Genomic DNA, 14667 nt, shown 5'->3' on the forward strand with positions numbered 1-14667 from the left:
ATTAGGAATAAAAAAATATTGAATTTAAGTTTCAGAACAAAAAAAGGAACCAATCATTTTACCCTTAGGGCCCTCTTCACTCAAAAAATCAACAAAGAAATCCGCATCTTGCAGCAATACAATCCCCACCGGGACTACGAGGCCCTGCGTGCTCATCCGGAACGCTTCGAACAGCTACGGGGAGATTATCCACTGAGAAGGAAATAATAAAAAAGATAGAGCAAGCTATATCTCCAAGTGCATATTCATACAATGCAGAAAGTCAACCCTTAATCAATCCATACGCCGAAGAGGCTCGGATTTGCCTGTTTTCAAGACTTTCGCGTGCACATAACCTATAAAATTGTGCAAAAAACCGCATTTATTTGCCTGAATATTTGCTTAGAACAAGAAATATTTATTCCTTTGCACCGAAAAATAAAACAAAATATTCTATTTATAAACTTAAAAATTGAAAATTATGTCTGAAATCGCATCAAAAGTACAGAAGATTATCGTTGATAAACTGGGTGTAGAAGAATCAGAAGTTGTTGCTACTGCTAGCTTCACAAACGATCTGGGTGCAGACTCATTGGATACTGTAGAATTGATCATGGAATTCGAAAAAGAATTCGGTATCTCTATTCCTGATGATCAGGCAGAAAAGATCCAGACTGTAGGCGACGCTATCTCTTACATCGAAGCTAACGCAAAATAATTAATTCTTTATGGAATTAAAAAGAGTAGTAGTAACAGGTCTTGGTGCGCTCACTCCGGTAGGTAATACAGTTCCTGAATTTTGGGAAAACCTCGTGAATGGAGTAAGCGGAGCAGGACCTATTACTCATTTTGACGCATCCAAGTTCAAGACTCAGTTCGCCTGCGAAGTAAAGAACTTCAATGCAACCGATTTCATCGACCGCAAAGAAGCACGCAAGATGGACCTCTATACACAATATGCCATCACCGCAGCGAAAGAAGCCGTAACCGATGCTGGAATTGATGTAGAAAAAGAAGACTTAAACAGAATCGGTGTCATTTTCGGAGTGGGTATCGGTGGCATCCATACCTTCGAAGAAGAAGTGATAAACTATGCACAGACCAAAGACACCATCGGTCCTCGTTTCAATCCGTTCTTCATCCCGAAGATGATTGCAGATATCGCATCCGGACAGATTTCCATGATTTACGGATTCCATGGTCCTAACTTCACTACCACTTCAGCATGTGCCTCCTCTTCAAACGCCATTGCCGATGCATTTAATTACATCCGTTTGGGAAAAGCCAACATGATTGTTACCGGTGGTGCAGAAGCTGCTATCTTCCCTGCAGGGGTAGGTGGTTTCAACGCCATGAACGCCTTGTCTACACGGAATGACGACCCGACACATGCTTCACGTCCGTTCAGCGCAAGCCGTGACGGTTTTGTAATGGGTGAAGGTGCTGGCTGTCTGATTCTGGAAGAACTGGAACACGCTAAAGCACGCGGTGCTAAAATTTACGCTGAATTGGCTGGAACCGGTGCATCTGCCGATGCTTATCATATCACAGCCTCTCATCCGGAAGGTCTGGGTGCGAAACTGGTGATGTCAAGTGCACTGGAAGATGCTGGCCTGAAACCAGAAGATATTGACTACATCAACGTACATGGAACTTCTACTCCTGTAGGTGATATCTCAGAAGTAAAAGCTATTCAGGCTCTTTTCGGAGAACACGCCTATAAACTGAACATCAGCTCTACCAAGTCTATGACTGGTCACTTGCTGGGAGCAGCAGGAGCAGTAGAAGCTATTGCCAGCGTATTGTCTGTAAAGAACGACGTTGTACCTCCTACCATCAATCATGAAGAAGGCGACAATGATGAAAACATTGATTATAACCTGAACTTCACATTCAATAAAGCACAGCACCGTACGGTTCGTGCAGCATTGAGCAATACATTTGGTTTTGGTGGTCACAATGCATGTGTAATCGTTAAAAAATACACCGAATAAACTGTGTTTGACAATATTACAGATAAGATAAGACTTCTCTTCCGGAAGGATAAGGAGCCTTATCTTTGTTTTTATAGGATGTTGGGATTTTATCCACGAAACATTGACATCTACCAACAAGCCTTGCTGCATAAATCATCTTCTGTCAAGGAAAAAGGACATCTGCTGAACAATGAACGGCTGGAATTTCTGGGCGATGCCATTCTGGATGCCATTGTAGCCGACATTGTCTACAAGAAATTCGAAGGAAAACGCGAAGGCTTCCTCACCAATACCCGCTCTAAGATTGTACAGCGTGAAACACTGAACCGCGTGGCTGTAGAAATCGGACTTGATAAACTGATAAAATACACCACCCGCCAGTCTTCACACAACAGTTACATGTGTGGAAATGCGTTCGAAGCACTTATCGGTGCCATTTATCTGGACCGCGGCTATCGGGCATGCAAGAAATTCATGGAAGAGCGGATTATCGGGAAATACCTGAACCTGGAAAAGATTTCACGCAAAGAAGTCAACTTCAAGTCGAAACTGATCGAATGGAGCCAGAAGAACAAATTTGAAGTGGAATTCCAGATAGCCGGACAAACTGTCGATGAGAGCCAGAATCCGATTTTTGAGACTGTCGTCATGGTAGAAAATGTTGCCGGAGGACGAGGGAAAGGTTACTCGAAGAAGGAGTCCCAACAAGAAGCTGCCCATCAGACAATGGGCATGATTAAGAATGATCCTAAATTCATCGACGCTATCTTTGCAGCGAAGGCAAGCCGTGAACAGGCCGAAAACCCAGCCGCAACCGGAACGTCCGATGCAATTCAACCTGTAGAGCCTCAAGGGGTCACCCTTACGGCTGTAGCTGTAGAAGAAGAAATACCTACAGAAAAATACGATGATATAGAACGAATCATCAACGAAGCCGAAGAGGCTGCCTTTATGACAACCGAACAGACGGATAAAATATCCGAAGAAACCACAAAGGTTTAACATAAGGTTGTATCAGAACGTAACGACATCCATTCTGATACAACCTTATGTCATTTTATAGAAGTCTACAATCTAAAATAACAACTACTATGAGATTCTCTAAATTTTCAGTTTTAACGCTCATGGCAGTTTCCATGAGCATTTCGACGAGAGCCCAATCCTCTCAACAAGAACAACAGACAATGGATCAGTTCATCCAAGGTCTTATGGACAAGATGACCCTGGAAGAGAAAATCGGCCAGTTGAACCTACCTGCAACCGGAGAAATTATCACCGGAGAAGCCCAAAGCAGTAACATTGCCGCCTCCATCCAAACCGGAAAAGTAGGCGGACTCCTCAACCTGAAAGGAGTAGACCGTATCAAAGAATTACAGAAACTGGCTGTGGAAAAGAGCAGATTGGGAATCCCTCTTTTATTCGGTATGGATGTCATACATGGGTATGAAACGGTTTTCCCGATTCCATTGGCCATGTCCTGTTCATGGGATCTGAAAGGTATCGAGCAGTCGGCACACATTGCCGCCACAGAAGCAAGCGCCGATGGAATCTGCTGGACTTTCAGTCCGATGGTAGACATTTGCCGGGATGCACGATGGGGAAGAATTGCCGAAGGTAGCGGAGAAGATCCGTATCTAGGGTCCCGCATTGCCGAAGCCATGGTCAGAGGATACCAAGGTGATATGAAAGGCAACGACCAGATTCTGGCCTGTGTAAAGCACTTTGCACTTTATGGTGCGCCTGATGCGGGCCGCGATTACAATACCGTAGACATGAGCCGTCTGCGCATGTATAACGAATACTTCGCTCCTTACAAAGCCGCTGTAGAAGCCGGTGCTGCCAGCGTAATGGCTTCCTTCAATACGGTAGATGGTATACCGGCTACCGGTAACCGATGGCTGATGACAGAAGTGTTACGCAACCAGTGGAACTTCAAAGGTTTCGTAGTAACCGATTATACAGGAATGGCCGAAATGATTGCCCACGGCATGGGAGACCTCCAGCAGGTATCAGCTCTGGCCTTGAAAGCTGGAATTGACATGGATATGGTATCCGATGGATTCTTAGTCACATTAGCTCAATCAGTGAAAGAGGGGAAGGTTACGGAAGCTGATATCGACCAGGCCTGCAGACGTATACTGGAAGCCAAATACAAAGCCGGACTCTTCGAAAACCCCTACAAATATTGTGATTCCAAACGGAGAGCCACCGATATCTTTACGGCTGCACACAGAGAAGCGGCACGGAAACTCGCCCGTGAATCATTTGTCCTGCTGAAAAACGAGAAACAGACATTGCCTCTGAAAAAGAGCGGTAAGATAGCCCTGATTGGCCCGCTGGTCAATACAAGAGCCAATATGCCGGGTACATGGAGCGTTGCAGCAGTAACCAGTAAATACTCCACACTGCTGGAAGGCTTGCAGAAAGCGGTAGCCGGCAAAGCACAAATTCTCTATGCGAAAGGAAGTAACCTGATGTATGACGCGCAACTCCAGAAAAACGCCTGTTCTTTTGCCGATGAAACCAGAGACAGCCGGAGTGACGAAGAAATGCTGAAGGAAGCACTGGAAGTAGCCAACCAGGCAGATATCATCGTAGCTGCTTTGGGAGAATCCTCCGAGATGAGCGGCGAATGCAGCAGCCGTACCCAATTGGAGATGCCCGATGCCCAAAGAGATTTGCTCAAAGCCTTGCTGAAAACCAATAAACCCATTGTCCTGTTGAATTTTGCAGGCAGACCGACTGTATTGACATGGGAACAGGAACACATTCCGGCCATTCTGAATGTATGGTTCGGCGGCAGCGAAACAGCCGATGCCATTGCTGATGTTATTTTCGGTGATTATTCCCCAAGCGGAAAACTGACGACCAGCTTTCCACGTACAGTAGGACAGGTTCCTATCCATTACAACTCATTCAATACCGGACGCCCATTGGCAGAAGGAAGCTGGTTCAGTAAATTCAAGACCAGCTACATCGACTGTCCGAATGAGCCCTTGTATCCATTCGGTTACGGCCTGTCATATACCAGCTTCAGTTACAGTCCCGTTACATTAAGTTCTACGACACTGGACAAGCAAGGCAGTATCACGGCTTCTGTCACTGTAAAAAATACCGGAAAGTATGATGCCGATGAAATCGTTCAGCTTTATATCCGCGACCTGGTAGGAAGTATTGTACGTCCGGTAAAGGAACTGAAAGGCTTCCAACGTATCCATCTGAAGCAGGGAGAAAGTCAGACCGTTTCATTCGAAATCACTCCGGAACAATTGAAATTCTACAATTCCAATCTGGAATATGTATATGAACCGGGAGAATTCCAGGTAATGATTGGTCCGAACAGCCACGATGTAAAACCTGTAAACTTTACACTGAAATAACGACAATAATTTATCCTAATACAAAGGGTGTATAAGTGCGTGGACTTATACACCCTTTCTGCTCTATTTGAATCCTAACAGATTCTTACTTGTACTTCTGTACCCGTTCATCCTGAATGACACCTTTCCAGTTCATGCCGTAAGCAAAATCATACGTATGACCTTCACTATCAACATAAGGAATCATATCTCGGGGTACATCTTCCTTTTGTTCCTCTACCGTCTTCATATCTTTCGGGAATTGACACGGAAGCAATCCCGAAGGTTCAGCTTTACCGCTGACAATATCCAGCACAGGCTGATTGCTGGTTCCGAAACTTACCAGGATAGCATCGGTCGACTTTTCAAATTCCACAATAACCGGACGTGTCGCCGCCAACACGACGATAACAGGCTTGGCTCCCATTTTCTGCTTTGTAGCCTCTACCAACAGTAAATCACTCTTATTGGCAGTCTTGACAGACTTACCTCGATAACTGCGGTTCGTAAAATCCTCTTTCGCGTCTCCTCCGGCTACACTCTCAGCACGGGCAGCAGATGCTACATAATCATTATACTGTAAGCTGATAGGAACATAGCCGTTTCCACCCTTCTTCACATCTGCAGCATCGTATCCTGTGCCACTCATCGGTCCCTGTATAAAGACTAGCGCAAAATCAGCCTCCGACGGACTATCTACCACCTGATAATAATGACTTACCAACTCCAGGCTGACCGGATAGTCCCAATAATCCTTTGTCTTATTTCCAAAGAAATCTGCCACAGGCGGAAAGTAACGTTTCGGCACATATACCTTCAATTGCTGATTTTTCAATGGAAGTACATGATGCTTATTCTTCAGCATAACCAATGATTTGACTTGTGCATCATACCCTTCCTTCATGAAATCCTGGTTACCTACCAGTTTCTTTGTTTCGGCCGGATCCAGATACGGATTTTCGAACAATCCGGTACGGAACATCGGAAGCAGTAACCTGCGTGCAGACGCTCTGATTCGCTTGTCCCATGCCTGCTGGCCGAACTCCTTGACTCCCAAAGCAAACGCTGCCAATACAAGTTTCATATCATTATTCCCACCGAACTGGTCTACACCGGCTTTCAAAGCCTCATAATGACGTTGTACCACCGACAACTCCTCTACTCCCCAGCATTTTCCATCGAAAGAATCAATAGCCTTATTATCTGCTGTTACCATCCAGTCCGTACAGACAATGCCGTCGAAATGATACTTTTCACGCAATAAATCTGTCAATATATACTTGCTGAAATTATTTCCGACATTTTTCCCGGAAGGATCAATTCCATAAGAAATTGTATAATAAGGCATGATAGCTCCTGTCGTCTTTGTCGGCCCATCCAGTTTGAAGGCTCCCTCTACAAAAGGTTGCAGATGATCTGCCAAATTATTTCCTGGATAAACAGCATACTTTCCATAGTTATAATGCGCATCTCTTCCTCCTTCTTCCGGTCCTCCACTCGGCCAATGCTTGGTCATTGCTACGACACTCTCATACCCCCATCCATCTGCTATCTCTGCTTCCCCGTCTGAAGTCTGGAAGCCATCGATATAAGCTCTTCCCAAATCAGTCGTCAAATCAGGATCTCCACCAAATGTACCGGTAAAACGCGTCCAACGGGGCTCAGACGCCAGATCTACCTGTGGAGAAAGAGCCGTAGTAATACCTAAGGCACGATATTCTTTGGAAGCAATCTGTCCGAAGCGTTTCACCAGTTCCGGGCTGAAAGTAGCAGCCAGTCCCAACGAAGTAGGCCATTGGGAAATCTCTCCTCCTGCCCCGTAATTATATTCCGCATTGGCTGTAGTTTCATGCCGCGGGTCAGAACTGTTATTAGCAGGAATACCATGCCCCATACCTTCCACGTAAGCCTGCACATTGTTGTTCCACTGTGCAGCAACCTCCGGGCTCTGCACCTTAGTAATCAGCACAGCACGCAGATTATCATCCTTCAGAAAAGCTTTCTGCTCATCACTCAGGTCGGAAGGCTTCGCTCCGCTTTCCTCCAACGTTTTCCCGTTGTAGGTAGAAGCTCCATATCCACTTGATTGAGCAGGTATCTGTTGATGAGCACTATACAACATCAGGCCGGCAATCTCTTCCTCTGAAAGTTGGGAAGCCAGATCGATAGCCCTCTCTTCAAACCCCAAACGCCAGTCCTCATACTTGTCCAGTTTTCCGTTCCGGTTCAAGTCTTTAAAGACATACCCGTCGTCTTCAATCAGTTTCACTCCCGAAGAAGGAGCATATCCCAATGTTGCTCCCCCTTTCTGCGTAACTCTTACATACCCTTCTTTCGACTCTTCACTCCATTTCTGCGGTGTCGTGCAGGCACTATAGGTCATAGCCAATCCTATGGCCCATATAGCAATACTGTGATTCTTCGGTTTCATAGCTTATCATTTAACAAACAATTCGGTCAGGAAACGGCTCAGATAGATGCGCCAATTCTTCCAGATATGTCCACCTTCACTTTCATAATACGTATAAGGATATTGGTTGGCATCCAGCATAGCGCGCAATGCTTTATTCTTTTCATACAAGAAATCTTCTTTCCCGATACCTATCCAATACAATTTCGGATGACCGGCGAACAATGTCTGCAACTTGCCCTCCAGGTCCTGATACATTTCACTTTCTTTTTCTACGGTATTCGCCGCAGAAAACAAACCTATGTAATCGAACATATCCGGATAATTGGCAGAAATATACAACGTATGGAAGCCACCCATAGAAAGTCCGGCCAAGGCACGACCATGTTTTTCTTTTATGACCCTATAATGCTGTTCTACATAATTGACAATGTCTGGGAAGGAACGTTCAAATTCCCCATTCTTTCTGCGGGACTCAGTCAGTGAAGGCTTGACCATTGGTCCGGAAGCCTCTCCTGGAGCCGCCGATTGAGAAACATTTCCATTGGGCATTACAACCAACATCGGTCGGGCTTTCCCTTGTGCTATCAGATTATCCAGAATCTGAGTCAACCTTCCCAATTCACTCCAGGCATTTTCATCCCCACCGGAACCGTGTAACAGATAAAGTACCGGATATGTATCCTGATTTTTATTGTAACCGGCAGGTAAATAAATAGTCATCCGGCGCTGTTCACCACCGAGGGTTGGACTATCATACCATTCCTTGATCAGTGTTCCGTGTGGGACATTCTGTACCTTGTAAATGTCTCCACAACCGTTACCTATAATAAAATAATTGGAGATAGTCGCGACATCCCTAAGCTGGAATACATTGTTTGGATCCGCTACCTGCAAACCATCCACACGGAACGTATAACAATACAATTCCGAAGCCAACGAATCAGTAGTATAAGTCCAAAGGCCATTCTCATCCTTGTGCAAGGCAGCCCTGCCCGGCCCCGCCGTTTTTCCAAAAGGAGTTTCATACAACTGTGTCGCCAAAAAATCACCCTGCACCTCAACTGTCCGGGCCTCTGGAGCATAGATTCTGAAAGTAACGCGTCCATCTTCCTGTAACTCCGGCGATACGATATCAGATCCTCCCCAAAGCGCTTGTTGTGCTACACAAGGCAGTATACCCATTACTCCCAAACAAAAAATAGAAAAAATCTTCTTGTTCATCATACGGATTTATGTTTTTCATGTGTATACAAAAGTAAGATACATTTTGCTTACGTAGATAATTTATCATCAGTTTTTTAAATGGACAGGCACAAAAAATTACAGCGTATGGAATCAATCAGATTTCTCCATACGCTGTAACATGCAAACACTAATTTTGACTTAACCGAAGCAGACTCCCATCCGCCTGCCTTGCAGAATCAGGTCATGGTCTGGTGTCACCAACTTCAGTTTACCAGCCACTTCACCCAAAGGAACCGAATCGATACGGTCGCCTTTCAATGCAATCATCCGTCCGAACAGGCCTTGTGCTATCAGTTCCGTTGCATGGCCTCCCATGCGGGTAGCCAGATTACGGTCGAAAGCAGTAGGGCTTCCTCCCCGCTGGATATACCCCAATACCGTTTCACGCGTTTCGAAACCTGTCTCATAAGCTATCTCTTCGGCTATATACTGGGCTGCTTTTTTCCCTTCCATCGTCTGGATACCTTCGGCCACTACTACGATGGAGTAAGGTTTCCCTTTCTTCAGACGGTTGATGATGGTATCACCTATCCGATGAATATCGTACGGAATCTCCGGAAGCAGAATAATGTCTCCTCCACCGGCCATACCGGAATGCAAAGCAATCCAACCGGCCTTGTGACCCATCACCTCAATCACCATCACCCGCTGATGCGAGCTCGCTGTAGAGTGCAAGCGGTCGATAGCCTCTGTTGCAATGGAAACAGCCGAATCGAAACCGAACGAAATATCAGTACCCCATACATCATTGTCGATGGTTTTAGGAATTGAAACCACATTCACCCCCGATTCCATCAGCTTTGCTGCAGTCTTCTGTGTTCCGTTTCCACCGATACACACAATACAGTCCAGTTCACGGTTGCGGATAGTATTCAACATCATGGCAGGCTTATCCTCCGAGGCCGGACTCATCCGACGCTTGAACGGTTTCTCACGCGAGGTTCCTAAAATGGTTCCTCCCATATTCAACAGACCGGTCAATGAGTTTTCAGTCAACGGCGTGATATCGTCGTCCAACAAACCCCGGAATCCGTTATGGATACCGTATACTTCTATTCCATAATGATTGATAGCTGTCTTACAAACCCCACGGATTGTGGCGTTGATACCCGGACAGTCACCACCAGAAGTTAAAATTCCTATCTTCATATTTCTTCCCTATTGAGATTGTAACGTAAAGGTATACAAAAATGTGCTGAAATACCTATATTACGAAAAAAATAATAAGGCATACCTCTAATTTAAATAGAAATACCCTACCTTTGCACGGATAAGGATTGAAACGTTACAACCGATGAATTCAACGAAATTAATAAGGAACTTATTCTGTTCCAGACAAAAAGAGATCGATTTGTATGCCACTCAGGCAGAAGCGATTCAGAACAGCATATTCCATAAACTGATAGAGCATTCCAGCGCAACCGAATGGGGGCGTAAATATACCTATACACAAATCAAAAAGTATGCTGATTTCCAGCATGTACCCATCCAGACCTATGAAGATGCCAAAGGCTATATCGACCGTATGCGTCATGGAGAGAAAGATGTTTTGTGTCCGGGTAAAGTCATCTGGTATGCCAAGTCATCCGGAACAACCAATGACAAGAGCAAATTCATTCCGGTCAGTCCGGAAGGACTGAAAAATATCCACTATCGTGGAGGTATAGACGCGGTAGCCTTGTATTTACGGGAAAATCCGGAAAGCCGGTTCTTTTCCGGAAAAGGATTGATTCTAGGCGGAAGTCACAGCCCGAACTACAATGTAAAGGATAGTCTGGTGGGTGACCTTTCGGCCATTCTGATACAGAATATCAACCCGTTGGTCAATCTCATCCGCGTACCGAGCAAGGAAATCGCATTGCTAAGCGAATTCGAGGAAAAGGTGGAACGCATTGCCGAAACCACCATCCACAAGAATGTAACCAACCTGTCAGGAGTCCCTTCGTGGATGCTGGCTGTCATCAAGCGTATTTTGGAAAAGACCGGTGCCAAACATTTGAATGAGGTATGGCCGAACCTGGAAGTATTCTTCCATGGAGGCGTCTGCTTCACTCCTTACCGTGAACAGTACAAGCAACTGATTCCGAGTGACAAGATGCACTACATGGAAACCTACAATGCCAGCGAAGGTTTCTTCGGCCTGCAAAGCGACCTGCATGACCCCGCCATGACACTGATGATAGATTACGATGTATTCTACGAATTCATCCCCATGGATGAACTGGACAGCCCGAAGCCGAATGTTGTCCCGCTTTGGGGCATAGAGGTGGGAAAGAACTATGCCATGCTCATCAGTACTTCCTGCGGCCTCTGGCGATACATGTTGGGAGATACCGTACGGTTCACCCAGAAAGACCCGTACAAGTTCATCATCTCCGGCCGTACCAAACATTTCATCAACGCCTTCGGTGAAGAGCTGATGGTCGACAATGCCGAAAAAGGGCTGGCACGTGCCTGCCAGGAAACAGGAGCGCAAGTGCTGGAATATTCGGCCGCTCCGGTATTCATGGACGCAAATGCCAAATGCCGTCACCAATGGCTCATCGAGTTCAGTGTGATGCCGGATTCCATCGAAAGATTCCGTCACATACTGGATACAGCCTTACAGGAAATCAATTCCGATTACGAAGCCAAACGGCACAAGGACATCACCCTCCAGGAGCTGGAAATCATCGTAGCCCGTCCGGGACTTTTCCACGACTGGCTGAAACAGAAAGGAAAACTGGGAGGCCAGCATAAAGTACCCCGTCTGAGCAACAATCGTGAGTATATCGAAGAAATGTTGAAATTAAATTAAAAAACTACGGGGATTCACAAAAATTTCCCTTCTTTGTGAATCCCTGTTTCTACTAGCTATTGATAAAACCACCTGATTATACATGAAACCGATTCCGAAATATATTGCCATCCTACTTGTACTGATTGGGTTTTATGCATGCGCCAGCCAAGGGACTCCCGACGGTGGGCCGTATGACGAGACTCCTCCGAAGTTCGTGCGAGCTACCCCTGAGCCGAATGCGACCAACAACACCCGTAAGAAAATCTCCATCGAATTCGATGAATACATCAAACTGGAGAACGCTTCGGAGAAGGTTATCATCTCGCCTCCTCAGAATGAGAGTCCGGAAGTAAAAACAAGCGGACGCAACGTGGTTGTAGAATTCTTTGATACACTGAAAGCCAATACAACTTATACCATCGATTTTGGCGATGCCATCGTAGATAATAACGAAGGAAATCCGATGGGGAACTTTGCCTATGCATTCTCTACCGGTTCTACCATCGATACCATGGAAGTATCCGGTACCGTACTGAACGCGCAAGACCTGGAGCCCATCAAAGGAATTCAGGTCGGCCTTCACCGCAACCTGAACGATTCGGCTTTCACAACACTGCCTTTCGACCGTATTTCACGTACAGACAGCCGCGGACATTTCACCATCAAAGGTGTTGCTCCGGGCAAATACCGTATCTATGCACTGATGGACGGGAACCAGAATTACCTGTTCGATTCAAAGACCGAAGCGATAGCGTATCTGGATTCACTCATCATCCCCAGCATGGAAGGAGCCGTCCGCCAGGACACTATCTGGCACGAAAACGACTCCCTGCACTTCGATACCATACGGGAAGTGAAATATACCCGGTTCCTTCCGGATAATATCATCCTGCGCGCTTTCAAGGAAGAGAATACCCTTCAGTACCTGGCCAAGAGCGAGCGTGAACAGCTGAACCGCTTCTCGCTGTACTTCAGCGCTAAAGCCGATACCCTTCCTACCATCAAAGGCCTGGACTTCGACGACAAGGATGCTTTTGTCATCGAAAAGACAGCCGGTAACGATACCATCCGATACTGGTTGAGGGATACGACTCTGTGCGAACGCGATACACTGACACTGCAACTGACCTATCTGGCGACAGATACCCTCGGCCAATTGGTCCCGAAGACCGATACACTCCGTATGACCAACAAAATCGATAAGAAACGTCGGATGGCGCTGGCTGAAGAAGAACGGAAAAAAGCAGAAAAAGAACAGAAAAAGAAAGCCAAGCAAGGAGATACCCTCGAAGTGGCCAAGACCGAATTCCTTCAGATGACGGTAGACGCCCCGTCTTCAATGGATATCAACCGGAATGTCGTACTGAAATTCGAGGAACCTGTAGAACGGATTGACACCAGTGCCTTCCACCTGGCCGTCATGGTAGATTCTGTCTGGCAAGACATTCCTTTCCTGTTTCAGGCAGACACAGTGCTTCCCCGACAGTATCAGATACTGGCCGACTGGCAACCAGAGCAGGAATACCAGCTCAAGATAGACTCCATGGCCATCCAAGGATTATACGGTCTGCATACCGATAAAGTAGAAAATAAGATAAAAATCAAGGCATTGTCCGAATACGGTACACTGTACCTGAACATTCGGGGAGAAGGACCACACGCCATCGTACAACTCCTGAACTCCAATGACGCAGTCATTCGCCAGCAGCCGGTCAGCGACAAGCATACGTGCGATTTCTACTTCCTGCAACCGAGTACAAAATACTACATCCGCTTGTTTAACGACACGAATAACAACGGGAAGTGGGATACCGGCGACTACAAAAACAAAATCCAGCCGGAGGAAGTCTACTACTTCCCCAAAGTATGGGAAATGAAAGCCAACTTCGATTTTGAAGAGACATGGGACCTGAAGAGTACCCCGCCCGACAAACAGAAGCTGGATGAAATAAAGAAACAGAAACCCGATGAAGCCAAAAAAGTCAAGGACCTGAATAAAGAACGGGCCCGTAAATTAGGAAGAACAACATGATGAAGAAATGGATGATTTGTCTATGCCTTCTCATCGGAGGGCTGACAGCAAAAGCACAATGTGGCGCCTTCAATGATGCCATCAAACCCGGTGAAACACTTTCATACGAACTGAAGTTCAACTGGAAATTCATCTGGTTCAATGTAGGATGGGCGCAGATGAATGTCCATCAGACAGAATACAAAGGTAAGGAATGTCTGCAGACCGACCTGCTTACATTCACCAACAAACGGGCTGACCGTTGGTTCAAGATGAGAGATACCTTGACATGTATCACCACAAACGACCTGATTCCGCTTTTTTTCCGGAAAGCCGCTGAAGAAGGGAAAAGATACTCCATCGATGAAGTGAACTTCAGCTACCGGAACGGGAAATGTATTGTCGACCAACAGCGTACCTTACGGGGCGAAACGAACAAGCGCCATGACGAAATGGGTGTCTGCGTATACGATATGCTGAGTATCCTTCTGCAGGCACGCTCATACGATGCCTCCCAATATAAACCGGGGCAGAAAATCCTCTTCTCAATGGCTACCGGCAGGGAAATCGAGAAACAGACCCTTATCTACCGGGGAAAAGAGAACTACAAGGCAGAAAACGATGTTACCTACCGCTGCCTGGTCTTCTCACTGGTAGAATACAAAGACAACGAAGAAAAGGAAGTCATCACTTTCTATGTAACCGACGACCGTAACCACCTTCCGGTACGCCTGGATATGTATTTGAACTTCGGTTCAGCCAAAGCCTTCCTGACCAACATCAAAGGCAACAAATATCCGCTGACTTCCATCATCAGTAAGAAATGACCTCCTCCTTTCGGAGATAGACGTATTTCATATCCTTTTGTTCCCCTGAAGAGAACTACGACGGTTTTCTTCAGGGGA

At 46.0% G+C, this 14667-nt stretch carries 10 protein-coding genes; 7 read left to right on the forward strand and 3 right to left on the reverse strand.

The window, feature by feature from the left end; genetic code table 11:
• Nucleotides 1-460: 460 nt before the first annotated feature.
• The 4 genes from C510_RS0104840 to bglX all read left to right on the forward strand — a co-directional run bounded on the left by C510_RS0104840 (nucleotide 461) and on the right by bglX (nucleotide 5335).
• Nucleotides 461-697, forward strand: coding sequence for an acyl carrier protein (locus C510_RS0104840; protein ID WP_007560723.1), 237 nt, complete (start codon nucleotides 461-463; stop codon nucleotides 695-697).
• 10 nt (nucleotides 698-707) lie between these two features.
• Nucleotides 708-1973, forward strand: coding sequence for a beta-ketoacyl-ACP synthase II (gene fabF / locus C510_RS0104845; protein ID WP_018710209.1), 1266 nt, complete (start codon nucleotides 708-710; stop codon nucleotides 1971-1973).
• 3 nt (nucleotides 1974-1976) lie between these two features.
• Nucleotides 1977-2957 (forward strand): ribonuclease III, encoded by a 981-nt coding sequence (gene rnc / locus C510_RS0104850; protein ID WP_025892215.1) that lies wholly within the window; start codon nucleotides 1977-1979, stop codon nucleotides 2955-2957.
• A gap of 89 nt (nucleotides 2958-3046) precedes the next feature.
• A complete protein-coding gene (gene bglX, locus C510_RS0104855; protein WP_026320105.1) occupies nucleotides 3047-5335 on the forward strand; it encodes a beta-glucosidase BglX in 2289 nt (762 codons plus the stop codon).
• Nucleotides 5336-5420: 85 nt separating this feature from the next.
• Here bglX and C510_RS0104860 read toward each other — a convergent pair whose 3' ends face one another.
• The 3 genes from C510_RS0104860 to C510_RS0104870 form a co-directional block, all read right to left on the reverse strand.
• Nucleotides 5421-7745, reverse strand: a complete 2325-nt coding sequence (locus tag C510_RS0104860; protein ID WP_018710212.1) for a glycoside hydrolase family 3 protein — start codon at nucleotides 7743-7745, stop codon at nucleotides 5421-5423.
• A 6-nt stretch (nucleotides 7746-7751) separates the two neighbouring features.
• Entirely contained in the window at nucleotides 7752-8948 is a 1197-nt protein-coding gene (locus tag C510_RS0104865; protein WP_051086614.1) for an esterase, read from the reverse strand.
• Between the two features lie 162 nt (nucleotides 8949-9110).
• Nucleotides 9111-10121 (reverse strand): ATP-dependent 6-phosphofructokinase, encoded by a 1011-nt coding sequence (locus C510_RS0104870; RefSeq protein WP_018710214.1) that lies wholly within the window; start codon nucleotides 10119-10121, stop codon nucleotides 9111-9113.
• Nucleotides 10122-10266: 145 nt separating this feature from the next.
• Between C510_RS0104870 and C510_RS0104875 the strand changes: the two genes are divergently transcribed.
• The 3 genes from C510_RS0104875 to C510_RS0104885 all read left to right on the forward strand — a co-directional run bounded on the left by C510_RS0104875 (nucleotide 10267) and on the right by C510_RS0104885 (nucleotide 14589).
• On the forward strand, nucleotides 10267-11769 hold the full coding sequence (locus tag C510_RS0104875; protein ID WP_026320107.1) for a GH3 auxin-responsive promoter family protein: 1503 nt from the start codon (nucleotides 10267-10269) through the stop codon (nucleotides 11767-11769).
• Nucleotides 11770-11851: 82 nt separating this feature from the next.
• On the forward strand, nucleotides 11852-13783 hold the full coding sequence (locus C510_RS0104880; protein WP_018710216.1) for an Ig-like domain-containing protein: 1932 nt from the start codon (nucleotides 11852-11854) through the stop codon (nucleotides 13781-13783).
• Nucleotides 13780-14589, forward strand: a complete 810-nt coding sequence (locus tag C510_RS0104885) for a DUF3108 domain-containing protein (RefSeq protein ID WP_018710217.1) — start codon at nucleotides 13780-13782, stop codon at nucleotides 14587-14589. The genes C510_RS0104880 and C510_RS0104885 overlap by 4 nt, the downstream gene beginning before the upstream one ends.
• Nucleotides 14590-14667: the final 78 nt, after the last annotated feature.

It is taken from the genome of Phocaeicola barnesiae DSM 18169 = JCM 13652 (genome assembly GCF_000374585.1).
Classification (GTDB): Bacteria; Bacteroidota; Bacteroidia; order Bacteroidales; family Bacteroidaceae; genus Phocaeicola; species Phocaeicola barnesiae.

Coding starts and splice junctions, on each gene's coding strand:
- fabF (WP_018710209.1), top strand. CDS start 708: ATGGAATTAAAAAGAGTAGTAGTAACAGGTCTTGGTGCGCTCACTCCG.
- C510_RS0104865 (WP_051086614.1), bottom strand. CDS start 8,948: ATGAACAAGAAGATTTTTTCTATTTTTTGTTTGGGAGTAATGGGTATA.
- C510_RS0104885 (WP_018710217.1), top strand. CDS start 13,780: ATGATGAAGAAATGGATGATTTGTCTATGCCTTCTCATCGGAGGGCTG.
- bglX (WP_026320105.1), top strand. CDS start 3,047: ATGAGATTCTCTAAATTTTCAGTTTTAACGCTCATGGCAGTTTCCATG.
- C510_RS0104840 (WP_007560723.1), top strand. CDS start 461: ATGTCTGAAATCGCATCAAAAGTACAGAAGATTATCGTTGATAAACTG.
- C510_RS0104860 (WP_018710212.1), bottom strand. CDS start 7,745: ATGAAACCGAAGAATCACAGTATTGCTATATGGGCCATAGGATTGGCT.
- C510_RS0104870 (WP_018710214.1), bottom strand. CDS start 10,121: ATGAAGATAGGAATTTTAACTTCTGGTGGTGACTGTCCGGGTATCAAC.
- C510_RS0104880 (WP_018710216.1), top strand. CDS start 11,852: ATGAAACCGATTCCGAAATATATTGCCATCCTACTTGTACTGATTGGG.
- C510_RS0104875 (WP_026320107.1), top strand. CDS start 10,267: ATGAATTCAACGAAATTAATAAGGAACTTATTCTGTTCCAGACAAAAA.